This window comes from Vibrio sp. J2-4 (assembly GCF_021728155.1).
GTDB lineage: Bacteria > Pseudomonadota > Gammaproteobacteria > Enterobacterales > Vibrionaceae > Vibrio > Vibrio diabolicus.
In genome coordinates, this window is record NZ_JAKKCN010000001.1 from 269,517 (window position 1) to 292,949 (window position 23,433).

19 protein-coding genes are annotated in these 23,433 nt (G+C 44.0%); 8 read left to right on the forward strand and 11 right to left on the reverse strand.

Annotation, left to right across the window (positions count from 1 at the left end; genetic code table 11):
• Nucleotides 1–25 precede the first annotated feature (25 nt).
• From flgK to L3V32_RS01275, 5 genes are all read left to right on the forward strand, one after another.
• Entirely contained in the window at nt 26–1,966 is a 1,941-nt protein-coding gene (gene flgK / locus L3V32_RS01255) for a flagellar hook-associated protein FlgK (protein ID WP_237283681.1), read from the forward strand.
• 13 nt (nt 1,967–1,979) lie between these two features.
• Nucleotides 1,980–3,173, forward strand: coding sequence for a flagellar hook-associated protein FlgL (flgL, locus tag L3V32_RS01260; RefSeq protein WP_005393113.1), 1,194 nt, complete (start codon nt 1,980–1,982; stop codon nt 3,171–3,173).
• 423 nt (nt 3,174–3,596) lie between these two features.
• On the forward strand, nt 3,597–4,751 hold the full coding sequence (locus L3V32_RS01265; protein WP_006743025.1) for a flagellin: 1,155 nt from the start codon (nt 3,597–3,599) through the stop codon (nt 4,749–4,751).
• A gap of 506 nt (nt 4,752–5,257) precedes the next feature.
• Complete coding sequence (locus L3V32_RS01270; RefSeq protein ID WP_005393103.1) at nt 5,258–6,391, forward strand: flagellin; 1,134 nt, start codon at nt 5,258–5,260, stop codon at nt 6,389–6,391.
• Nucleotides 6,392–6,507: 116 nt separating this feature from the next.
• A complete protein-coding gene (locus L3V32_RS01275; protein ID WP_237283682.1) occupies nt 6,508–7,632 on the forward strand; it encodes a flagellin in 1,125 nt (374 codons plus the stop codon).
• Nucleotides 7,633–7,713: 81 nt separating this feature from the next.
• On the opposite strand, the gene crr is transcribed toward L3V32_RS01275, so the two are convergent.
• The 5 genes from crr to cysZ all read right to left on the reverse strand — a co-directional run bounded on the left by crr (nt 7,714) and on the right by cysZ (nt 12,644).
• Nucleotides 7,714–8,223: a PTS glucose transporter subunit IIA gene (crr, locus tag L3V32_RS01280; protein WP_005382041.1), complete on the reverse strand. Its 510-nt coding sequence runs from the start codon at nt 8,221–8,223 to the stop codon at nt 7,714–7,716.
• A gap of 121 nt (nt 8,224–8,344) precedes the next feature.
• The gene (gene ptsI / locus L3V32_RS01285) at nt 8,345–10,069 is read right to left on the reverse strand and encodes a phosphoenolpyruvate-protein phosphotransferase PtsI (RefSeq protein ID WP_005393100.1); all 1,725 of its coding nucleotides are present in this window, start codon (nt 10,067–10,069) and stop codon (nt 8,345–8,347) included.
• A gap of 140 nt (nt 10,070–10,209) precedes the next feature.
• The gene (locus L3V32_RS01290; protein WP_005382043.1) at nt 10,210–10,467 is read right to left on the reverse strand and encodes an HPr family phosphocarrier protein; all 258 of its coding nucleotides are present in this window, start codon (nt 10,465–10,467) and stop codon (nt 10,210–10,212) included.
• Nucleotides 10,468–10,767: 300 nt separating this feature from the next.
• Nucleotides 10,768–11,736 (reverse strand): cysteine synthase A, encoded by a 969-nt coding sequence (cysK, locus tag L3V32_RS01295; protein WP_005382045.1) that lies wholly within the window; start codon nt 11,734–11,736, stop codon nt 10,768–10,770.
• Between the two features lie 164 nt (nt 11,737–11,900).
• Nucleotides 11,901–12,644 (reverse strand): sulfate transporter CysZ, encoded by a 744-nt coding sequence (gene cysZ / locus L3V32_RS01300; protein ID WP_031780324.1) that lies wholly within the window; start codon nt 12,642–12,644, stop codon nt 11,901–11,903.
• Nucleotides 12,645–12,895: 251 nt separating this feature from the next.
• Here cysZ and zipA point away from each other — a divergent pair, with 251 nt between their 5' ends.
• The 3 genes from zipA to L3V32_RS01315 all read left to right on the forward strand — a co-directional run bounded on the left by zipA (nt 12,896) and on the right by L3V32_RS01315 (nt 17,874).
• A complete protein-coding gene (gene zipA, locus L3V32_RS01305; RefSeq protein WP_053807087.1) occupies nt 12,896–13,852 on the forward strand; it encodes a cell division protein ZipA in 957 nt (318 codons plus the stop codon).
• A gap of 90 nt (nt 13,853–13,942) precedes the next feature.
• Complete coding sequence (gene ligA / locus L3V32_RS01310; RefSeq protein WP_041852978.1) at nt 13,943–15,955, forward strand: NAD-dependent DNA ligase LigA; 2,013 nt, start codon at nt 13,943–13,945, stop codon at nt 15,953–15,955.
• Nucleotides 15,956–16,464: 509 nt separating this feature from the next.
• A complete protein-coding gene (locus L3V32_RS01315; protein ID WP_006742721.1) occupies nt 16,465–17,874 on the forward strand; it encodes a hypothetical protein in 1,410 nt (469 codons plus the stop codon).
• Nucleotides 17,875–18,213: 339 nt separating this feature from the next.
• On the opposite strand, the gene L3V32_RS01320 is transcribed toward L3V32_RS01315, so the two are convergent.
• The 6 genes from L3V32_RS01320 to L3V32_RS01345 all read right to left on the reverse strand — a co-directional run bounded on the left by L3V32_RS01320 (nt 18,214) and on the right by L3V32_RS01345 (nt 23,372).
• Nucleotides 18,214–18,393, reverse strand: a complete 180-nt coding sequence (locus L3V32_RS01320; protein WP_074191004.1) for a hypothetical protein — start codon at nt 18,391–18,393, stop codon at nt 18,214–18,216.
• Between the two features lie 325 nt (nt 18,394–18,718).
• On the reverse strand, nt 18,719–19,180 hold the full coding sequence (locus tag L3V32_RS01325) for an NfeD family protein (protein WP_005393089.1): 462 nt from the start codon (nt 19,178–19,180) through the stop codon (nt 18,719–18,721).
• Between the two features lie 3 nt (nt 19,181–19,183).
• Complete coding sequence (locus L3V32_RS01330; RefSeq protein WP_005393087.1) at nt 19,184–20,101, reverse strand: SPFH domain-containing protein; 918 nt, start codon at nt 20,099–20,101, stop codon at nt 19,184–19,186.
• A 155-nt stretch (nt 20,102–20,256) separates the two neighbouring features.
• Entirely contained in the window at nt 20,257–21,111 is an 855-nt protein-coding gene (locus tag L3V32_RS01335; RefSeq protein WP_237283683.1) for a co-chaperone YbbN, read from the reverse strand.
• A 478-nt stretch (nt 21,112–21,589) separates the two neighbouring features.
• Nucleotides 21,590–22,417, reverse strand: coding sequence for an SDR family oxidoreductase (locus L3V32_RS01340; RefSeq protein ID WP_152812686.1), 828 nt, complete (start codon nt 22,415–22,417; stop codon nt 21,590–21,592).
• A gap of 40 nt (nt 22,418–22,457) precedes the next feature.
• Nucleotides 22,458–23,372 carry a TIGR01777 family oxidoreductase gene (locus L3V32_RS01345; protein WP_046874271.1) on the reverse strand — a complete coding sequence of 305 codons (915 nt, stop codon included), beginning with the start codon at nt 23,370–23,372 and terminating at the stop codon, nt 22,458–22,460.
• Nucleotides 23,373–23,433: the final 61 nt, after the last annotated feature.

Below are 23,433 nucleotides of genomic sequence, written 5' to 3' on the forward strand. Positions count from 1 at the left end.
TTTTATTTCGTTTTTGGGGGCATGTATGGCGTCAGATCTTCTGAATGTAGGTACTCAAAGTGTGCTTACTGCTCAGAGACAATTAAACACCACTGGTCATAACATTTCTAATGTTAATACAGAGGGTTATAGCCGCCAGTCTGTTATCCAAGGTACGAATGATCCGCGCATGTTTGGTGGCTCTACTTACGGCATGGGTGTGCATGTGGAAAATGTTCGCCGCTCGTGGGATCAGTTTGCCGTGAATGAACTGAACTTGTCGTCAACCAACAATGCCAACAAAACGGATACCCAAGACAATCTTGATATGCTCTCTAGCATGTTGAGCTCAGTTGCATCGAAGAAAATTCCAGAGAACTTGAACGAGTGGTTCGATGCGGTCAAAACCATGGCAGATACCCCGAACGATTTGGGGGCACGGAAAGTGGTATTGGAAAAGGCGAAAATCTTCTCTGATACATTAAATGACTTCCATGAAACCGTGCGATTGCAATCTGATGTGACCAATAAAAAATTGGATATGGGCATTGAACGCGTGAACCAACTTGCGTTGGAAATCCGCGATGTACATCGGTTAATGATGCGTACACCCGGTCCACATAATGATTTGATGGACCAGCATGAAAAGCTGGTTACTGAGTTATCTGAGTACACCAAAGTTACCGTCACCCCACGCAAAAATGCCGAAGGGTTTAATGTTCACATCGGCAATGGACACACGCTAGTTTCTGGCACGGAAGCAAGCCAGCTCAAAATGATTGACGGCTATCCTGATGTTCACCAAAGACGCTTAGCAATGGTGGAAGGGGATGGCATTAAAGCGATCAAGTCTGACGACATGGATGGCAAAATCGGTGCCTTGCTTGAAATGCGCGACAAACACATTCCGCAACTTCAGGATGAAATGGGCCGTTTAGCGACGGGCTTTTCCTACAAAATTAATCAGCTGCAATCTCAAGGTCTGGATCTTAACGGTAAGATAGGTAAAGACGTATTTACCGACGTGAACTCTGAGCTGGTGGCAAAATCTCGAGTTTTTGCTGCGCCTGACTCTCAAGCAGATGTTGCGGTTTACATTGATGATATTTCAGCGATCAAAGGTGGTGAATATTCGCTACGTTATGATGGCGACCAGTATAGCGTGACAACACCGAAAGGTGAGCAAATGTCGTTGAACATTGATCAATCAGATTCTTCGTTTGTTCTGGATGGTATGAAAGTGCAAATCGGTGAAGGTCTTGCCGCTGGTGAGCGCGTATTATTGCGCCCAACACGAAGTGGCGCAGCCATCATAAAGATGGAAACCAATGATGCAAAAGCCATTGCAGCGCAAAGTTATGAAGCTTCAACCACTTTTGCTCAAGGTAACGCCAAGTTCAAAATTCGTGAGGCGGGGGATGTCAAAGAATTTGAGGTCACCGTACAACCAGCCGACGAGAAACATGAGAAACCATGGTTAAAGATCACGGACAACAAAGGCAATTTGCTATCGGACAAATACTCATACCCGCTAGACAAAGATAACCCGATGATTGAAATCTCAGTGCCGAAAAGTCATCCGCTGTATAAAAATGGCGATGCGACTGTATTTGAGCTGAGCGAAGGTGCGCTGATGAATGACAAGTTCACCGCGAACTTGGTGCCTTCGGAAGGTGGTAATGGCAACTTGAGAAAAATGCAGAAGATCCAAACAGATAAGATGATGGACGGAAAATCCAGTACTTTGATTGATGTTTATCATAACCTCAATACCGAAGTCGGATTGAAATCTTCTACAGCAAACCGATTAGCCTCTGTCGCTCGCTTAGAGCATGAGGCGGCACAAGAGCGCGTTGCTTCTATCTCTGGCGTTAACCTCGATGAAGAAGCGGCCAACATGATGAAGTTTCAACAAGCGTACATGGCTTCATCACGTGTGATGCAAGCGGCGAATGATACCTTCAATACCATTTTACAACTGAGGTAAGGAGAAGAGATAAGTGCTAACCCGAATTTCTAGTTTCCATAACTATCAGTCCGTACAAAATGATTTGCGTCGTCAAGAGAATAAGGTTCACCATAACCAAGAGCAACTTGCTTCAGGGAAAAAGTTACTGAAACCTAGCGACGATCCCCTTGCGTCGCATTACATTCAAAATATTAGTCAGCAACAAGAACAGCTACAACAATATCTTAGCTCGATAGTGTTGGTGCGTAATCGTCTAGAAAACCACGAAGTTAATATCGCCAATGCGGAGAATTTTGCCGACGAGTCGAAGCGTTTAACGATGGAGATGATTAACGGTGCGTTTTCTGCGGAAGACCGACAAGCAAAGAAGCGTGAGCTAGAAGAGATTGCGAACAACTTCCTTAACTTAGTGAACTCGCAAGATGAATCTGGTAACTACGTGTTTGCTGGCACTAAGCCAAAAAGCCAACCATTCTATCGCGATAAAGACGGTAGTGTTCAGTACGCTGGAGACGATTACCAGCGCAAAATGAAAGTCTCCAGCATGCTTGAGATGCCAATGAACGATCCTGGCAGCAAGCTGTTTATGGAGATACCAAACCCATTTGGCGATTATCAGCCGAATTACGATCTACAAAACGGTTCTGAGTTGCTATTAAACAGAGCCACTAACGTTGATACGAAGGATGATGCGGCGTATCGCGTGACATTTGTCGATATGAACAACGGCAAATTTGGTTATCAACTAGAGCGTAACGGTAAAGTCGTGGATGCCGATGAGTTTTCTCCAGAAAAAGGCATTGAGTATAAAGGCCTGAAAGTGCACGTAAAAGGTCAAATTACGCCTGGCGACAGCATCGAGATCGAAAAGCGGGCAGAGTTCAGCATTTTCGATACCTTCAAGGATGCAATGGCGTGGTCAGATAAATCGGTGTCGGATACGTCGGCGACCGCCAAATTGCACCAAATGACAGAAGAATTTCACGCTGCTTTTATCCATTTGAATAAAGCGCGTACTGATGCTGGTGCTCGATTGAGCACGCTCGATATCCAAGAGCAAAACCACGAAGACTTTAATTTGTCTCTGGCGAAAGCGAAGAGCAACTTTGAGGATTTGGATTACTCTAAAGCCGTTATCGAGTTCAGTGAAAACTCACGAGCGTTACAGGCATCGCAACAAGCATTCGGTAAGACCAAAGATCTAACTCTGTTTAACTATATTTAGTCTGACTTAAGACACACTGTCTGATTTTTGATGCCTTATGTGCAAAGCCTTAAGTGCGATAAATCGACGTAAATTGAGAGTCATGATATGCGGCACGATTTTACCCAAAGCGGCAATGACGCAAGAGGCAAGTCGGGCGGCAACAGAGTAGCGGTCAATATACATGAGACAAGATGAACCTCATTATCCTGAAATGGTTTGGTGCTAACGCTAACTTGTTGTTTATTTAATTCTTTTAAAAGTAGTGAAATAAATTTTGTAAGTTGGCACACAAATTGTATTGAAAATATTAGAACAGATTTCGAGATTCTAAACCCTGCGTTTAAGGCAGATTTAGCAAGTAATTTTTACGGTCAGTGCTTATCCAAATGAGAGTAAAGCTGGCCGCTTCGCAAAAGCTTGCGAACTCAAAAGGAGAGCAAAATGGCTGTAACAGTTAGTACTAACGTCTCCGCGATGACCGCGCAGCGTTACCTAAACAAAGCGACTGACGAATTAAATACGTCGATGGAGCGTTTATCTTCAGGACATAAGATTAACAGTGCAAAAGATGATGCGGCAGGTCTACAGATCTCTAACCGCTTAACTGCACAGTCTCGTGGTCTAGATGTCGCAATGCGTAACGCGAACGATGGTATCTCGATTGCACAAACCGCTGAAGGTGCGATGAATGAGGCAACATCTGTCATGCAACGTATGCGTGACCTTGCTATCCAATCATCGAACGGTACTAACTCTCCGGCTGAGCGTCAGGCGATCAACGAAGAGTCAATGGCATTGATTGACGAGCTAAACCGTATCGCAGAAACCACGTCATTCGGTGGCCGTCGTCTATTGAACGGCTCATTCGGTGAAGCGGCATTCCAGATTGGTGCGAGCTCAGGTGAAGCAATGATCATGGGGCTAACCAGCATTCGTGCGGACGATACTCGCATGGGCGGTGTGACCTTCTTATCGGAAAACGGTAAAGATAAAGATTGGGGCGTTGACCCAGCTAAATCGGACCTAAAAATCACTTTGCCAGGTATGGGTGAAGACGAAGACGGCAATGTCGATGATCTAGAAATCAACATTAACGCAAAAGCAGGTGACGACATCGAAGAGCTTGCTACGTACATTAATGGTCAGTCTGATATGATCAACGCGTCTGTAAGTGAAGATGGCAAGTTACAAGTTTTTGTTGCACATCCAAACGTTCAGGGTGAGATTTCAATTTCGGGTGGATTGGCGTCTGAGCTTGGTTTGAGCGATGAACCTCTTAGAACATCAGTACAAGATATTGATATGACAACCGTACAAGGTTCTCAAAACGCTATCTCTGTGCTGGATTCGGCACTGAAATACGTGGATTCACAACGTGCGGACTTGGGTGCGAAGCAAAACCGTCTGAGCCACAGCATCAACAACTTGGCAAACATCCAAGAAAACGTTGACGCGTCGAACAGCCGAATTAAAGACACGGACTTTGCGAAAGAAACCACGCAAATGACCAAAGCACAAATTTTGCAACAAGCAGGTACATCGATTCTTGCTCAAGCGAAACAGTTGCCAAACTCTGCAATGTCACTATTGCAGTAGTTTACTTAGCCTGTACTCAATACATTCAGACGTGGATGGGAATGCAGGCTTTTGGCAAGCAACTTTATAATAGAATGAGCGGCTCTCTCATCTCTCACCTGCCAATCATTTTCAATGTAAAGTTGCACTCGGTATGCCGGAAATGTGTTCATTTCTCTTGATCTCCACATAGGCTCTGGCGACCAACCTAGCCCCAGTTCTCTCAAAGGAAAAGGGGCTTTTTCTTTTCTAATTCTCACGTCTATCGTCTGCGAACTTACCTTTAATTGTTTCCTTTTGCTGGTTTTCTATACAATTTGGCCCTCTCGGCTCGATTTGTGGAAACTTGAGCACTTTTTCTTACTTTTCTTCAATTTTATTAGCTAAATCTCGCAATGTTATTTTTTTAAATTTTTTTCTAAAGCTTCTGAATTTGGTGTCGTTAATAGGGGTAACTTTGAGAGAACTACTTGGTTTTCCGAGACGTCGGAAACCGCTATACCGGAAAATCAATTGGAGAAATCACCATGGCAGTGAATGTAAACACTAACGTATCAGCGATGACCGCTCAGCGTTACCTAAACAACGCAAACTCAGCTCAACAAACTTCTATGGAGCGTTTGTCTTCGGGTTTCAAAATCAACAGCGCAAAAGATGACGCTGCGGGTCTACAAATCTCGAACCGTTTGAACGTACAAAGCCGTGGTTTGGATGTGGCGGTTCGCAACGCGAACGACGGTATCTCAATTGCACAAACCGCTGAAGGTGCAATGAACGAGACCACTAACATTCTTCAACGTATGCGTGACTTGTCTCTACAATCAGCAAACGGCTCAAACTCGAAATCAGAGCGTGTGGCGATTCAAGAAGAAGTGACCGCGCTAAATGACGAACTAAACCGTATCGCAGAAACCACTTCTTTCGGTGGTAACAAGCTACTAAACGGCACACACGGCGCGAAATCGTTCCAAATCGGTGCGGATAACGGTGAAGCAGTGATGCTTGAGCTAAAAGACATGCGTTCAGACAACAAAATGATGGGCGGTGTGAGCTACCAAGCTGAAAGTGGTAAAGGTAAAGACTGGAACGTTGCTGAAGGTAAGAACGACCTAAAAATCAACCTAACGGACAGCTACGGCCAAGAGCAAGAAATCAACATCAGCGCAAAAGCAGGTGACGATATCGAAGAGCTTGCGACTTACATTAACGGTCAAACTGACCTAGTGAAAGCCTCAGTAGACCAAGACGGCAAACTGCAAATCTTTGCTGGCAACAACAAAGTCGAAGGCGAAGTCGAGTTTTCAGGCGGCCTATCTGGCGAGCTAGGTTTGGGCGAAGGTAAAAAAGTAACAGTAGATACTATCGACGTAACCTCAGTTGGTGGCGCACAAGAATCTGTGGCTATCATCGATGCGGCACTGAAATACGTAGACAGCCACCGCGCAGAGCTGGGTGCATTCCAGAACCGTTTCAACCATGCAATCAGCAACTTGGACAACATTAACGAGAACGTGAACGCGTCGAAGAGCCGTATCAAAGATACTGACTTCGCGAAAGAAACGACTCAAATGACCAAGTCACAAATTCTATCGCAAGCGTCAAGCTCAATCCTTGCGCAAGCGAAACAAGCGCCAAACTCAGCGCTAAGTCTGCTAGGTTAATCACCTTGATAAGACAAGATACAAAAGCCAGGCTCATCCCTGGCTTTTTTGCTTATCGGCTATAACGTTTAGATGCGTCCCAACAGGATGTTCGACAAGGCACTCATATCGATTAGATGGTCTCTTTAAATACTAATGTTGCCGCGATGGTGGCGCAGAGACACTTGAGTCAAGCAGCAGCGCAAAACGTCGAATCACTACGCAACCTGACTTCTGGTTTTCGAATTAACTCGGCGAGTGATGATGCGGCAGGTTTACAGATATCCAATACTCTCCATGTGCAAACGAGAGGGCTTGATGTCGCCTTAAGAAATGCGCACGATGCTTATTCGGTCGCGCAAACCGCGGAAGGCGCGTTACATGAGAGCAGTGATATTTTGCAACGGTTACGCTCTCTAGGGCTTCAAGCGGCAAATGGTAGTAACGATGCAAGTGACCGACAAAGCATCCAATACGAGGTCGTAGCGCTGCAGGATGAGCTTGATCGTGTCGCGATCACGACAACATTTGCGGATAAAAACCTGTTTGATGGATCTTACGGTTCACAAAGTTTCCATATTGGAGCGAACGCTAACTCAATCTCTTTGACGTTACGTAATATGCGTAGCCATATCCCACAGATGGGAGGGCAGCATTATGTTGGTGATGCGGTCGATAAAGATTGGCGAGTCACTCAAGATAACCAAACCCTCAAAGTCGAATACCAAGACAGTAAAGGGCAAACCCAAACGGAATCCATTGGGCTCAAATTGGGTGATCGTGTAGAACAGATCGCCACTTACATCAATGCTCAACAATCGGTAGTGAGTGCCTCAGTAACGGAAAACAATGAACTGCAATTCTTTGCCTCTACGATGAAGGCGCCAGAGGGCGTGGTTCTCGATGGGAGTTTAGCGGATGAGCTTGATATAAGCACTGGTCAATTAGTCACAATGGATGACATCGATATGTCGACGGCTGGTAAGGCGCAGCTTTCAATTGGGGTGATTGATGCAGCGATTAAGTACGTTGATTCGCACCGAAGTGAAATTGGCAGCTTTCAGAATCGTGTAAATGGTTCGGTGGATAACTTAAATACCGTGAATCGGAGTGTTACGGAATCCAAGAGTCGAATAAGAGACACGGATTTTGCAAGAGAGTCTACGGAAATGGTGCGTTCTCAAGTGCTCCAAGATGCGACAACTGCGTTATTGGCTCAAGCAAAACAAAGGCTGAGTTCGGCACTTGGTCTACTCAGTTGAATCCGGTAAGAAAGCATAAACTTCAGGTAATAAAAAACGCTGCCAATGGCAGCGTTTTTTTCGTGTTCGGCTAAGTAAACATTACTTAGTTACACGTAGAACTGGAGTTTCACCAACAGTCACAGAACCAGAAAGCTTGTTCAGCTCTTTGATTTCGTCCATGTTAGAGATAACAACTGGAGTTAGCGTTGACTTCGCTTTCTCTTCTAGAAGAGCTAGATCGAATTCAATTACAGTGTCGCCAGCTTTAACAGTTTGACCTTCTTCAGCGATACGAGTGAAGCCTTCGCCTTTTAGTTCAACTGTGTCGATACCGAAGTGAACGAAAAGCTCAACACCGTCGTCAGACTCGATAGAGAATGCGTGGTTAGTTTCGAAGATCTTACCGATAGTACCGTTTACAGGAGCTACCATTTTGTTGCCTGCTGGCTTGATAGCAATACCGTCACCAACGATTTTCTCAGCGAAAACAACATCTGGCACGTCTTCGATGTTTACAATCTCACCAGAAAGTGGCGCGATGATTTCGATAGCACCAGCGTCAGCGCTGTCATCAGATACAAGCTTCTTAAGTTTGTCAAACAGACCCATTGTGTCATGCTCCTAAGGTTTGGTTTTATTCTGTCGAATTATAGTATACCAATATAGCGCATTAGACGACTTTTTTCGCCGTCTAATGACCATTAAGTATTGAATTACTTGGTACTACCGATTACTGAGCTTTCTCAGCAATAAACTTTTCTACCACTGCTTCGATTTCTGCAGCTGTTGGTAAAGAAAGGGCTTCTTCAGCCATTGCTTTCACTTCTGCGAAGTTAGAGTTACGAACTACTTTCTTCACTTTAGGGATTGAAATGCCGCTCATTGAGAACTCGTCCAGACCCATACCTAGAAGTAGAAGCGTTGCACGCTCGTCACCTGCAAGCTCACCACACATACCAGTCCATTTACCTTCTGCGTGAGAAGCGTCAATAACTTGCTTGATCACGGTTAGTACTGCTGGTGATAGTGGGTTGTAAAGATGAGAGATCATCTCGTTACCACGGTCTACCGCTAGCGTGTACTGAGTTAGGTCGTTTGTACCGATAGAGAAGAAAGACACTTCCTTCGCTAAGTGGTGTGCGATCGCAGCAGCAGCAGGAGTTTCAACCATAACACCGATTTCGATGTTTTCGTCGAATGCGTGGCCTTCAGCGCGTAGCTCTTCTTTGTACTCTTCGATCGCTTTCTTAAGCTCACGGATTTCTTCAACAGAGATGATCATTGGGAACATGATACGCAGTTTACCGTGTGCAGACGCACGTAGGATGCCACGTAGCTGATCACGAAGGATTTCACGACGATCCAGACTGATACGTACAGCACGCCAGCCTAGGAATGGGTTCATCTCTTTTGGAAGATCCATGTATGGGAGATCTTTATCGCCGCCGATATCCATAGTACGGATGATCACAGCTTGACCGTTCATTGCTTCCGCAACTTCTTTGTACGCTTGGTACTGTTCTTCTTCAGTTGGAAGTGCAGTACGGTCCATAAATAGGAATTCAGTACGGTACAGACCAACACCTTCACCGCCGTTACGGAGGATACCGTCACAGTCTTTCACTGTACCGATGTTACCGCAAACTTCTACACGGTGACCGTCAGTCGTTTCTGCGTGCAGGTCTTTCAGTTTCGCTAGCTCTTCTTTTTCAGCTAGGAATGCCGCTTTAACCGCTTTCGCTTCTTCTAGTTCAGCTTCTGATGGGTTAACAACAATCTTGTTGTTCATCGCGTCAAGAATCAGCATATCGCCATTCTTAACTTTTTTCGTGATGTCGTTAGTACCAACGATAGCTGGAAGCTCAAGAGAGCGAGCCATGATTGAAGTGTGAGATGTACGACCGCCGATATCACAAGCAAAACCAAGTACGTAGTCTAGGTTAATTTGTGCCGTTTCAGATGGCGTTAGGTCGTAAGCAACTAGGATAACTTCTTCATTGATGTCGCTAAGCGAAACAATGTTGATACCCAGTGCGTTTTTCACAAAACGAGAACCGATATCGCGGATGTCAGTTGCACGTTCTTTTAGGTATTCGTCATCTAGTGACTCAAGAGCACATGCTTGCTCTTCGATAACTGAGTGGATAGCGTGATCCGCAGTCATCTTGTCGTTTTTGATAAGTGCTAGGATCTCTTCTTCTAGCTCTTCGTCTTCAAGAAGCATGATGTGACCTTCAAAGATCGCTTCTTTTTCTTCACCAAACGTTTCAAGCGCTTTTTGCTTGATTGTTTCTAGCTGAGCTGCAGATTTGTTACGAGCGTCGAAGAAACGCTGAACTTCAGCTTCTACTTGATCGTCAGAAATAGTGTTTGTGTTTAGGACAATTTCATCTTCTTGAAGTAGTAGTGCTTTACCGATTGCAATACCAGGAGATGCTAGGATGCCTGAAATCATAGCCTTACCTTAAGTTTGGTCAACTTTATAAAACGGGAGAATAATGGGTGCGCTAACGAATAGTTTTAGCTTAGTTTTGAGCCTATTTCCAACGAAGCCATTTTGCTTTCACAAAATGGCTTCTGGAGTAGGAGACCGGATTAGTGTAGTTGGTCCATTAGAGCAACTAGGTGGTCAACTGCTTGCTGAGCTTGTGGGCCTTCAGCAGAAATAGTTACTTGAGTACCTTTTACTAGGCCTAGTGTTTGTAGTTTGAATAGGCTCTTAGCGCTAGCGCTTTTACCGTTAGAAGTCACAGTGATGTCTGCGTCGAATGCTTTTGCTTCTTTAACAAACTGTGCAGCTGGACGAGTGTGAAGGCCGTTTTCTGCTGTGATTTCTACTTGCTTCTCGTACATGTGATATACCCCAATAAATGTATTTTTTTGTTAGTTTGTGACTAGATTTTAGCTTAACTGCTTTACATCTTGTGCGCTAGCACGGGAAGAGTTCAAAGCGCGTCAGTTCTGATACTAGTCAAAAGTTTGGTAACTACGCAACTGTTTGCGTGCGTAATCACTTTGAAACCTTTTTGTGTTCTGCTTCTTTATTTTGAAGCTAGAAATAAAACACCCTGATATTACCAAAGGTAGGGCAGGGATCAACAAAAAAGCCCCTAAACGGGGCTTTTTTAAACTAAAAATTGATTTGAACACATATTATTGTTGGTTCTCTTTTTCGGTAAAGATACCTGCAAAGAGTGCTGTGCTTAGGTAACGCTCACCTGAACTTGGTAGAACGGTTACAATTGTTTTTCCTTCAAATTCAGGGAGTTCTGCAAGTCGGTTGGCTGCAACAACAGCCGCACCAGATGAGATACCAGCTAGGATACCTTCCTCTTCCATTAGGCGACGAGCCATCTCAATCGCTTCTTCTGAGGTGACTTGTTCAACGCGGTCAATAATGTCTAAATCGAGGTTACCTGGGATGAAACCAGCGCCGATACCTTGGATTTTGTGCGGAGCAGGTTGGATTTCTTCGCCAGCAAGTGCTTGTGCAATAACTGGAGACTCTGCTGGCTCAACTGCAACAGAAGTGATGGCTTTGCCTTTTTCACCTTTGATGTAACGGCTTGTACCTGTGATAGTACCGCCCGTACCGACACCAGCAACGAATACGTCGATTTCACCGTCTGTCGCTTCCCAAATCTCAGGGCCCGTAGTCTTTTCGTGAATTTCTGGGTTCGCAGGGTTGTCAAATTGTTGAAGAAGTAGGTACTTCTCAGGGTTGCTTGCTACGATTTCTTCTGCTTTAGCAATCGCCCCTTTCATGCCTTTCGCCGCTTCAGTCAGCTCAAGGTTAGCGCCCAGTGCTTTAAGTAGCTTACGGCGTTCTAGGCTCATTGATTCAGGCATGGTCAATGTTAGCTTGTAACCGCGAGCGGCCGCTACGAATGCTAGAGCAACACCTGTGTTACCACTGGTAGGTTCTACAAGCTCTACACCTGGCTTAAGAAGCCCCGCTTTCTCTGCTTCCCAAATCATGTTTGCACCGATACGGCACTTAACACTGAAGCTAGGGTTACGCGCTTCAATTTTCGCGAGAACTTTGCCTTTGCTTACTTTGTTTAGACGAACGAGAGGTGTATTACCGATAGTAAGAGAGTTATCTTCGTAGATTTTGCTCATAGTGATGTTCCTTCATTACACGTTGTGTGAATATGGATAGAAGAATATGCGGTATGAAAAAAAGGGAAAAGGATTAAAAAGTTATATCTTATTAGGTTGGCCCAGAACTCGATAAAAGAAAAGGGAAAAGCTGGCGCTGATCCCTTTCCTTAATCTCTAATCGACTATCGTTGGTGCTTAAACTCCGCCACCCACATAGCGGTTGCGCCACATATTGCTACAGGCATGACAATGAGGTTCAAAATTGGGATCGTCGTAAACACAGACACCAATACCCCAAAGCCATAGGCCTTACCTTGCTTTTGTTTCAATTTGTAACGCATGTCGTTAAATGGGATTTTATGGTTATCAAACGGATAGTCACAATATTGAATCGCGAGCATCCAGGCGGTAAAGATAAACCATAAAAATGGGCCTACTGTTTGTCCAAGGGCAGGGATGAGCAATAACAGGAATAGGCCTATTGCTTTAGGTAAGATGTAAAGCAGCTTTCTCCACTCACGAGCTAAAACGCGAGGAACATCTTTCAGAACGGCAGTGAATCCATCATCATTTACTTTTTGTCCCGTTAAGTACTCTTCCACTTTTTCAGCTAAGAGGCCATTGAATGGCGCGGCGATAAAGTTCGCGAGCGTGCTGAAGAAGTAAGAAAAAGTTGCGAGTATTGTCAGAGCGAGTAAAGGCCAAAGAATGTAAGTTAACCAGGATAAAAACTCAGGTAGCTGCCCAATCCAGTCTTCGATCCATATATTAAGGTTTGAAAATAGATAGAAGATGGCACCACCTACAAGCAAGATATTTGCAAGTAGAGGTAAAATGACAAAGCGCCTGATTTTAGGGGCAAGTGCCAATTGTATCCCGTATAGAAAATAACCGAATCCGGTTCTCTGCTGATTGTTTTGCTTCATGTCTATTTTGGCTTCGTGTAAATGAAAACTCATTGTACCTGTGAGGGCTTTTCTTTCAATGCCCTGACAAATGACGTCTTGTTAAGTGGAATCGTGGCAAGAATCACAACAAAAAACGGAACTTCTTGCATTAAGTTGTTCTAAATCTACATATAGTTTTGGTAAAGTAAACGTATCATTCAGATTTATTGCACTTGGGTTGCTGCTCAAGGAACTGCGAGTAGTAAAAACAAGTATATTGAGAGTAAATAATGCAGGAATTGCGATTCGTACTCATTGTTGTTGGCGCATTAGCCATCGCGGCATTGCTGTTTCATGGTTTGTGGAGCAGTAAAAAAGAAGGCAAAGCAAAGTTTGGTAACAAACCGCTTGGTAAGCTGGATGTTGACCAAGGGGACAAAAATGATCTTGTCGAGAAAGAACGAGACTTCGCTCCCGCTCCTGAAGATGACTTTGAGATCATTCGTAAAGATCGCAAAGAACCAGATTTTGGAATGGCGAGTTCTTTCGACAACAAATTTGAATCTGACCCGCTATTCGGTGGCCCATCTGAAGTAACACAGACACAGCAGGAGCCAGATGACATCCCTTCATTTGTTGCAGAAAAAGATAAAGAAGAGGACGCTGAACCTGTTGTTCAAGCACCAGTAGCTGAAGAGCCACTCCAGCCTGCTGTGGAAGAAGAAGCTATTCCCGCCGCGTTTGATATCGCTGAGAAAGAACAGCAAGTCGAAACGGTTAGTGAGCCTGTAGTTGCAGAGCCTAAGGAAGAGCCAAAGCCTGAACCTGAAATGCAAGTGATTGTATTGAATGTGCACTGCGCGGGTGAAGAGCCATTTGTTGGTACTGCTTTATTTGAGAGTATGCAACAAAACGGCTTAATTTATGGCGAGATGGATATTTTCCACCGTCATGTCGACTTGTCCGGTAACGGCAAAGTGCTGTTTAGCGTCGCTAATATGATGCACCCTGGTACGTTTGAGCATGCTGATCCTGCTGAGTTTACAACGAAGGGGATTTCATTCTTCATGACATTGCCTTGTTATGGCGAGGCTGAACAGAACTTCAACTTAATGCTCCGAACTGCGCAGCAAATTGCTGATGATTTAGGTGGCAACGTTCTTGATGACCAGCGTAACTTAATGACACCAGACCGTTTAGCGTCTTATCGACGTCAAATAGTTGAGTTTAATGCCGCTAACGCATAATCTTAACAGCAAATAATAATAGGGCTCCGGATGGAGCCCTTTTTCTTGGATTTCCCAACCTCACCGATTGAAAATACACGGGGCTTTACTATGTCTGAATCAGTACTTCAGCGATTAGAAGAACTAAAAGAGTCGTTGCATTACCACGCTGTGCGTTACTACGTGGAAGATAACCCAGAGATCCCTGATGCCGAGTACGACCGCTTAATGCGAGAGCTCCTGGATATTGAAGCTGAGAACCCTGATTTAATTACCGTAGATTCACCAAGTCAACGTGTCGGTGGACAACCTCTCTCTGCGTTTAGCCAAGTGACACATGAAGTACCGATGCTTTCGCTTGATAATGCGTTTGATGACAGCGAACTTGATAGTTTCCATAAGCGAGCACAAGAGCGGGTGGGCAGTCAGAGTGTGAAAGAATACTGTTGTGAGCCGAAACTGGATGGACTCGCAGTTAGTTTACTGTATGAGAACGGTGTGTTAGTTCAGGCGGCAACACGAGGCGATGGCACTACTGGCGAGAACATCACAGAAAATGTACGTACGATTAAAGCCATTCCTTTAAAACTCAGGGGTAATGACTGGCCAAATCGTCTTGAAGTTCGTGGTGAAGTCTTTATGCCGAAAGCTGGGTTTGAAAAGCTCAATGAATTAGCAAGGAAGAAAGGCGAGAAAATCTTTGTTAATCCACGTAATGCTGCGGCAGGTAGCTTACGACAATTGGATTCACGCATTACTGCTTCTCGTCCCCTTAGCTTCTATGCATACAGTGTAGGCGTGGTGCAAGGCGCGGAATTGGCGGCAAGTCACTACGAACGCTTCTTGCAAATTAAATCTTGGGGATTACCAATGTGCCCGGAGACCAAGCGAGTTGAAAGTTTGGCGGATGTAAAAGCTTACTACCAAGATATCTTGCAGCGTCGTGATGCCCTTCCTTATGAGATCGATGGTGTCGTCATTAAAATTGACGATATTGCCGTGCAAGAGCGTCTTGGATTTGTTGCTCGCGCTCCACGTTGGGCGATTGCCTACAAATTCCCGGCTCAGGAAGAAATGACGACGTTGAATGAGGTGGAATTCCAAGTCGGTCGTACTGGTGCGATTACACCTGTTGCTAAACTAGAGCCTGTATTTGTTGGCGGGGTAACGGTAAGTAATGCGACGCTTCATAACGCAGATGAGATAGAACGTCTGCAAGTTAAGATCGGTGATCACGTTGTGATTCGTCGAGCGGGTGACGTTATTCCTCAAGTTGTTTCTGTCATCAAAGAGCGTCGACCAGAAACAGCGCGAGATATTATTTTTCCAACTCAGTGTCCTGTTTGTGGTTCGCATGTTGAACGAATCGAAGGAGAGGCGGTAACACGTTGTACGGGTGGCTTAGTTTGCCAAGCTCAACGTAAACAAGCGCTAAAGCACTTTGTGTCTCGTAAAGCGTTAGACGTTGACGGTCTAGGCGATAAAGTGATCGAGCAACTTGTTGACCGTGAGATGGTGAAAACTCCTGCTGACTTATTTAAGTTATCTGCGGGGATTTTAACGGTATTAGATCGCATGGGGCCAAAGTCTGCGCAGAACATTGTGAATGCGTTAGAAAAATCCAAAGAAACAACGTTACCTCGCTTTTTGTATTCGCTGGGGATTCGTGAAGTTGGCGAGGCAACCGCCGCAAACCTAGCAATGCACTTTAAAACGTTGGAAGCCATCCAAAATGCTAATGAAGAGCAGTTAATTGAAGTGCAAGACATCGGTGCTGTGGTTGCTCAACATATTACGACTTTCTTCAGTGAAGAGCAGAACCAAGCGGTGGTTAAAGATTTGCTTGAACAAGGGATCCACTGGCCAGAGATTAATACTACTGAGCAGGTAGGAGAGCTACCGTTAGAAGGTAAAACAGTCGTATTGACAGGAACACTTTCTCAATTAGGTCGCACAGAGGCTAAAGAAGCCCTCCAATCCCTAGGTGCAAAAGTGACAGGTAGTGTTTCTAAGAAAACGGATATTTTGTTTGCTGGTGAAAATGCAGGTTCGAAGTTGGCAAAGGCACAAGAACTGGGTATCGAGATCAAAACAGAACAAGACTTACTCGAGTTGATGAATTAAGTCTCATCAAAAAAGCTAAAAAATAACTAAAAGCCCGACATGCTTACCATGTCGGGCTTTTTCTCGCCCATAATTAAGTGCTTTTTTATTGAGTTTTTATGCTTTTTATCTTTTCAGTGATCAAGATCTCCCATTGAATTATTAAGGTTTTTTACTTCTTTAGTCTGCGAGTGACTTCAAGTTGGAATTCTAGGGTGTGATTTAAGTTATTGATATTTAATGTTTAACTGTCTTTTCGTGTTAGTGTTGTTAAAAGTAAGATCTGGATCAACAACTTATATGGAACTTTGGACTGGCTCATATTTTTTTAGAAAAAAAATAAGTTCCGTTTGGATGTTTTTAGCTGCGAAGTTAGTCTTAATCACGTGGATACACGGTGTGTATGCAGGAACTAAAAAAAGCCAAATTAGAAATAATGAGGTTTGATCAGGAATTTACTTCTCTCCTTCGGCGGCCAACTAAAGGTGAGATAGAAAAATACAGCTATATCCATTTTTAGGAGTTTTTCCATGGACAAATTTTTTAAGGTTTCAGCGTTAACCGCAGCAATGTTTGGTGTTGTTGCTGTTGCTCCAGCTACAGCGTCTACTGAAAGTGCAGCAGGTGGCGAGTACGTAGAGAAAGTGAACGAATTTATGCAAGACTCTAGTCTTAATGCATTATTTCTAGTTGATACTCGTTCTCGTACTCGTACAACAGGTAAGCCTGGCGGTGAAAACGGTGACCGTTGGAGTCGTCTAAACTACTCTTCTTACAACGCAATTTTAGACTTTACTTCTGGCTACCACGATGGTTGGGTTGGTGCAGATGTTGCGGCTTACTATTCTGGCGACCTTTACAACGATAGCCTTTACAATTCAAACGAAGGCTACCTATGTAATGAAATTTCAACTTGTAACAACCTAGACTGGGGTGCAGGTGATGGTCAACAGCTTAAAGTTTACAAAGCAGCACTGAAGTTCAAAGCAAACGAAAGCTTCAACGCGCGCTTTGGTATGCTACAAGCGGGTGGTAACGGTACTATTGGTAACGTTTGGAGTTTCGTACCTGGTACTTACCGTGGTTTCGAATTGAACGCTAAATTAGGTGATTTCAACCTAAGCTACTTTGGTGCAGACCAATTTACAGCACCTTGGCTACTTCACGAAGATGACTACGCGCCAGCGCTTTGGTCTGACACTTCATGGAGCTACCTACACTCTCTAGGCCTAAACGGTAACCTAACTGACAGCTTGTTTATGCAACTTGGTTTGGGTCAAGCGACTGGCGTTCAATATGCAAATGGTATCGACTGGGGTGCAGGTCAAGTAACTAGCTACCACAACGAAACGGACAACACTTCTTACAAGGCTTACTTGAAGTACACTGTGAGTGACCGTACAACTCTAGCATTTGATTTCTACGGTGTTGACGATGATGTGAAATACGATGGTCTAGGTTTCCACACTGGTCTATCTTTGAATCAATCTTTCGGCAAGCTAGCTTGGATGTCTGAGCTACGCTACACAGACACAGACAACCGTGCTGACTTCGTTCCACGTACAATTCATACTTACGGTATGAACAACGGTACTTGGTCTCAGTGGTGGGATGCACTGTCTGACTGGAACAAAGCGGGTGAGCTAGCGTGGTACAACCGTCTATCTTACAACCAAGGTAACGGCTGGAACTACTACCTAGGCTTTGGTTACGGTACTGGAGCTGATTCTGCAGCAAGCGGTGCATCAGGTGACTGGGATTACGAAAGTGAATACGCAGTTAACGCGACAGTATCTTACTCTCTACAGAGTGGTGCACTGAAAGGTTCTACGATCCGTCTACACGGTACAATCCTAGAGCGTGATGAGTACGCTGGTGCTGGTGATGCGGATGAAACAGACCTACGTCTACAAGTTCTTATCCCTTACAGCTTCCACTAATACTTAGTGAGATGATAAAAAGGAGCCGCTAGGCTCCTTTTTTTATTTTACTTCTCGACCATCATATATTTTGCAATATAACGGCGGTAGCATATGCACGTTACCGTTTGGTAACTCACACTTTATCTCTGGGGCTAGCGTACGGCCACCTGAAGCACCATTAGCATGAGTAGTTAATGGAGCTAGGGCAAAACATGCTATCAATAGACCAGCTAAAAATTTCATAATCATCACCTTAATGTAGACATTGAATATCTACTTGCTTGGATAAATAATGACTTTACTGAAAAGTAAGGTATCAATAGTTTCTTAATATTGAACTAACTACTGACTTCTATATTAGTTCCATTCCCCGCCTCTAAATCGACACATTTCACTTGGAATATTAGTGACATCACCACTGGGCAATTTACATTCGACTATCGGTCCTAAATTAGTTGTACCACCATTTCCGTTGGTGTAGGCAAAGGAAGAAAAAGAAAAGATACCGCATAACATTAAAAAGAGAAGTTTCTTCATAGTACATCCTCTTACTTACCAAATAAAAAGCATTCAACTTAAATGCTTATGCGTTAAGTATGTATGGGGGGGCAAAAAGATCAAAAAATAATTCAATAAAGTTTTATTTTTTAAAATAAATTTAGAAAGATAATTTATATCGATATATTTCTATCTTATTGATTATCGTATGATGAAGAATTAAATAATTGGAAGAAGAGGGTAGGATATTAATAATATTTCTGCTACTTATTTTTTGTTCGATTTTAATTAAATCAATGAAATGAAAGCGGTTGTTTAGATTAAAGTAATGGAGCATAGTTATGCCCCATTACTTTGGCATAAATTACTTAGAATCAGGCTCAATGATTAAAATAATACCATCGATATCTTTTATTTTAACGCGCGTTCCTGCTGGAAGTGCTTGATCCGACTGTGCCGACCACGTGGTATCGGCAACCTTGATACGATTGAGCCCAACAGAAAAGTCCTCTTCAATGGTAAGTGTGCGTCCGATTAACTGCTTATACTTTTGGTTCAGATCTCTTTCTTGGTCTTCTTTTTTGTCTTGAGACCATTGTCGTCGCCACCATAACCAAGTGGTGATTAAGCTGAAACTTGCAAAGCAAAGCCATTGTAATTGCCAGCTCATTGGCAAAACGGTCATTAGTGCCCCAACGATAAGTGCAGAAACTCCGAGCCAGAGAAAATATCCCGCAGTCCCAAGTAGTTCTACCGCTAGAAGTGCAAAACCGAAGGCTAGCCAATGCCAGAAAGAGACGCCTTCCAGCAAACTGAAAAAGTCCATAAGTTATTCTTTATCTTGTTGTTTAAACATCTCTGCTATCCCTGCAACCGAGCCCATTAGTCCGGTCGCTTCTAATGGAAGCATAATGATTTTGCCGTTTTCAGCTTGACCAATGCTTTTGATCGCTTCGGTATAGCCCTGAGCAATGAAGTAATTGACGGCTTGCATATCGCCTTTGGCAATCGCTTCAGAAACCATATAAGTCGCTTTTGCTTCTGCTTGTGCGGCGCGTTCACGAGCTTCAGCATGGAGAATAGCAGACTGCTTTTCGCCCTCAGCTTTTAATATCTCCGATTGCTTATGACCTTCAGCCTTTAAAATTTCAGCTTGGCGTACCCCTTCTGCTTCGAGAATCTCCGCACGTTTATTTCGCTCGGCTTTCATTTGAGCATTCATCGCCGCCGTTAGATCGGATGGTGGCTGTACATCTTTTATTTCAATTCGTGTGACTTTTACACCCCATGGGTTGGTGGCTTGGTCAACAATTGCCAGCAGCTTGGAGTTGATCATGTCACGCTGACTCAGCATTTCGTCCAACTCCATTGAGCCTAAAACAGTGCGGATATTGGTGAGAGTTAAATTTCTAATGGCATGTTCCAAATCGTTGACTTCATAAGCGGCTTTGGCAGCATCGATGACTTGAACAAATCCGACGGCATCAATAACTACGTTAGCGTTGTCTTTTGAAATAACTTCTTGCGCTGGAATATCAAGAACGCGCTCCATCATGTTGACTTTTTGCCCTATCTTATCAACAAATGGGATGATCAAGTTTAAGCCGGGTTTTAGCGTATGGGTGTAGCGTCCGAAGCGTTCGACTGTCCAGTTATTTCCTTGTGGCACCGTCTTAATGGCTGAAGATAAGATAACTACAGCAAGAACGACGAAAATACCGATGGTAATCAGTGAATCAATTGGCATGAGTTATTCCCTTAAGTGCATAATGTCCGATTCATTTTTACCTATTTATAGACAATAGACAATTGAAGTTCTGAGAACCTTAAGAGGTTATTGGTTTTTTATATAACAAAGGCCGGAATATCCGGCCTTTAGTTGAAGTTTCGCTTTTCAGCGAGTTAGTACAGAATCGAATACAGCTGACGGCGATATTTGCTTGCTAATGCGTTGCCTTGACCTAGCGCGCTGAGAATATCCATAAAAGTCTTCTTCACTTCACCGTCTTGGGCGCCCAAGTCTTTTTTAAGAATATTCCACAGCAGTTCCAGCGCTTCTTCATCACGACCCACTTGGTTGTACTGTACCGCCAGTTCACAAGCAAGTTCGAAGTTTGCCATGTCTGCTGCGTATGCTTGTTCTAGTCGTTGTAACTCAGGGCTATCTGCAGCCTGCAAATGCAGCTCGAGCTTGGCTATTAGACTCTTGTAGTAGTTATCTTGATACTCAAGAGGGATAGCGTTCAGTAGCTCTTGGGCGACATCAAATTGTTTGGTTTCTAATAAACAATCAGCCATCGCGAGTTTCACATCGCCACGCTCTTGCAGTTCTGGCGGCAAAGTGTGGATGATGCTTAAAGCCTGAGCATGTTCACCTTTCTGAAGAAGTTCACTGACTTGCTTTAATAGCTGTTCATCTGGGCTTGGCAAATGCTTTTGTAGCATGGTTGCAATGGCATCAATTGGCTGAGGGCCACCCAATCCATCGACGGCTTGACCATTTATAAACAGCGCGATAGTTGGCAATACTTGCACACCAAATTGAGACGCTAGAGCCGGCTGATCTTCACAATTTAATAAAGCAAGCGTAAATGCACCGTTGTACTGTTGAGCAAGAGATTGCAACTCAGGGAGTATCTGTGCGCTTTCTGGTTGAGCATTGGCCCAAAAGTGGATCAAAACGGGCGTGTTCATTGATCCTTCAAGAGTTTCGCGAAAGTTCTGTTCTGTTATCTCAACGATAAATGGGGATTGCATCAGAGTATCCTTGCTTTGTGTCTTGTCGTTGATAATAGATATGGAGTTGATTTAAGGGAAATTCAAGCGATGGTTGCTAATCGTCATCAATAATGAATCATTCTATTTTGTGAAAGGATGCGGTAAGAGAATAGTGTTACTGCTGAATAGGTGTAAGGCAAAAAGAAAACGCTGCCGAAGCAGCGCAGTTCTAATGCTATTTGTTAGTGCGGTATCAAAATAGGATGAACATGGTCAACACTACACCCACACTAAGCCAGTTAAGCTGATTTAATGTCATTGTTGCCTCGCAGTAGTAAAAACATTGCTACAAAACGTAATGGGTGGCGATACCAAATCTAAGCAACTCATTCACTTTAGGTTGAATAGTGCTCACTGAATTGCGTAGAAATTGATTCGTTTGCTTGAGGTTTTTTAACCTACATGCTCATAATGACATCACATTGTTACGATGAAATTACATTGTGACAAAACTTTTTTATGCAGCTTGTCGCAAAATTTTATCAAGCACACGGGTTGGTAATAACCTTTTCAAGATTGCGAATAATTTAGTCGGCGTAGTAATTCGATAGCGAATTTTAGGTGAAGCGCTAGTTAATGCATGAAGAACAGGTGCGACGCAGGACTCTGCAGGTAAAACAAATCGATTATTAGATTTGTCTTTGTTGAGTCGCTCTCTTTGTCCTTCATAGGCGAGGCGGTGAGGGCTGGATTCAATATCAATCCACTTCTCGAAGGCTTTTAATGCATTGTTTCTAAATTGAGTTTCGATAGGCCCAGGTTCTATCAATGCCACTTTGATATTCGTATCCGCAAGCTCTAGCCGTAGTGTGTCAGTCCAGCCTTCTAGGGCAAACTTTGACGCATTGTAGGCGCCGCGGTATTTCATTGCAGCAAAGCCAAGAACAGAACTGTTTTGTATTATCCGTCCTTCGCCTTGTATGCGCATGTGAGGAAGCACTTCTCTGACTAACTGGTGCCAACCAAAAAAGTTGGTCTGAAATTGAGCTTGAAGAGCCTCGGTGGGCAAGTCTTCCAATGCACCGGGCTGGCCATAGGCACCATTATTGAACACGGCATAAAGCTTACCCTCTGCTAGCTCTAATGCTTGCTTCACGCCCGAAGAAATACTTTCAGGGCTGTTTAGGTCTAGCTTGATGCAGGTTAGCCCTTCATTAATTAGACGTTGGGCATCTTGCTCTTTCCTACAAGATGCTATGACATGAAATCCCTCGTTTTGCAGGGCGTGAGCGCACACGTAACCGATACCGGTTGAGCAACCCGTAATAAGAATCGACTTTTTCATAAATTAAGCCTCAAGAAACATTGAATGAGGTCATCATTCATCAGCTCCGGTCATGAAGCAAGTGCTTGAGTGCTGGCTCTATTCTGGAGTAGCTAAATTTGAAGCCAAGTTCGGTGAGCTTTTTGGGTTTTGCTCTCATGCTATCGAACAATAAGCAGGAAGATTCACCCATTAGGAGTTCCATTGCCCATTTAGGCGTGAACAAGATATGTGGTCGTTTGAGCGTTTTTGCCAACGTGCCGCTAAAGATACGGTTAGTCACAGGGTGAGGTGCGCACATATTGAACGCACCGTGGGCATGTGGTGTTTCAAGCAAGTACATGATGGCGCGGACCATATCCAGAATATGAATCCAAGGCATGTACTGGTTACCGTTCCCGAGCGGGCCGCCTACGCCAAGTTTGTAAGGTAAGAGCATTTTCGCCAAAGCCCCGCCATTAAGGCCGAGTACTACGCCAGTTCGCAATAGACAAACACGTGTTTGTTCAGACTCTGCGCGTTTGGCTATTTGCTCCCACTTTGCACAAACCTCGTGAGGAAAGTCTTCACTGTTAACATGCAGGCACTCATCAAACGGATGGTCTTGTTGATCGCCATAGTAACCAACGGCGGAGCCACTAATAAAAACAGCGGGAGGTTCTGTGCTGGCGTGGATCAGCTCAACGATTTGTTCGGTAATTTTCCAGCGACTTTTGCAGATTTTTTCTTTCTGCTCGCTGGTCCATCTTTTATCTGCGATAGGCTCACCCGCAAGATTAATTATGGCATCAATGTGATTGAGATCGGCGAATGACTCAAGCGAGTCAAGGTATTCGATATTACCCAAATCAGCGTGTTGGAGGTGTTGTTTTGCATGCTCTGGAGAGCGTGTAAGTAGCATAACTTGGTGAGTGGATAGCAGCTTGAGCAACTCCGAACCAATAAACCCAGTGCCACCTGTGAGTAATATCTTCATGTTATCTCTTTGAATGTACACGTATTAGAACATTATAGTCGTTTTGTGCTGAGCTTGATCA

Bases quoted from the DNA above. Each gene is read 5' to 3' on its own strand.
- L3V32_RS01265 (WP_006743025.1), top strand. From the start codon at position 3,597: ATGGCTGTAACAGTTAGTACTAACGTCTCCGCGATGACCGCGCAGCGT.
- L3V32_RS01345 (WP_046874271.1), bottom strand. From the start codon at position 23,372: ATGAAGATATTACTCACAGGTGGCACTGGGTTTATTGGTTCGGAGTTG.
- L3V32_RS01270 (WP_005393103.1), top strand. From the start codon at position 5,258: ATGGCAGTGAATGTAAACACTAACGTATCAGCGATGACCGCTCAGCGT.
- L3V32_RS01290 (WP_005382043.1), bottom strand. From the start codon at position 10,467: ATGTACGAGAAGCAAGTAGAAATCACAGCAGAAAACGGCCTTCACACT.
- L3V32_RS01330 (WP_005393087.1), bottom strand. From the start codon at position 20,101: ATGCCAATTGATTCACTGATTACCATCGGTATTTTCGTCGTTCTTGCT.
- L3V32_RS01325 (WP_005393089.1), bottom strand. From the start codon at position 19,180: ATGGACTTTTTCAGTTTGCTGGAAGGCGTCTCTTTCTGGCATTGGCTA.
- cysZ (WP_031780324.1), bottom strand. From the start codon at position 12,644: ATGAAGCAAAACAATCAGCAGAGAACCGGATTCGGTTATTTTCTATAC.
- flgK (WP_237283681.1), top strand. From the start codon at position 26: ATGGCGTCAGATCTTCTGAATGTAGGTACTCAAAGTGTGCTTACTGCT.
- crr (WP_005382041.1), bottom strand. From the start codon at position 8,223: ATGGGTCTGTTTGACAAACTTAAGAAGCTTGTATCTGATGACAGCGCT.
- L3V32_RS01315 (WP_006742721.1), top strand. From the start codon at position 16,465: ATGGACAAATTTTTTAAGGTTTCAGCGTTAACCGCAGCAATGTTTGGT.
- ptsI (WP_005393100.1), bottom strand. From the start codon at position 10,069: ATGATTTCAGGCATCCTAGCATCTCCTGGTATTGCAATCGGTAAAGCA.
- L3V32_RS01320 (WP_074191004.1), bottom strand. From the start codon at position 18,393: ATGAAGAAACTTCTCTTTTTAATGTTATGCGGTATCTTTTCTTTTTCT.
- L3V32_RS01340 (WP_152812686.1), bottom strand. From the start codon at position 22,417: ATGAAAAAGTCGATTCTTATTACGGGTTGCTCAACCGGTATCGGTTAC.
- ligA (WP_041852978.1), top strand. From the start codon at position 13,943: ATGTCTGAATCAGTACTTCAGCGATTAGAAGAACTAAAAGAGTCGTTG.
- cysK (WP_005382045.1), bottom strand. From the start codon at position 11,736: ATGAGCAAAATCTACGAAGATAACTCTCTTACTATCGGTAATACACCT.
- L3V32_RS01335 (WP_237283683.1), bottom strand. From the start codon at position 21,111: ATGCAATCCCCATTTATCGTTGAGATAACAGAACAGAACTTTCGCGAA.
- L3V32_RS01275 (WP_237283682.1), top strand. From the start codon at position 6,508: ATGGTCTCTTTAAATACTAATGTTGCCGCGATGGTGGCGCAGAGACAC.
- zipA (WP_053807087.1), top strand. From the start codon at position 12,896: ATGCAGGAATTGCGATTCGTACTCATTGTTGTTGGCGCATTAGCCATC.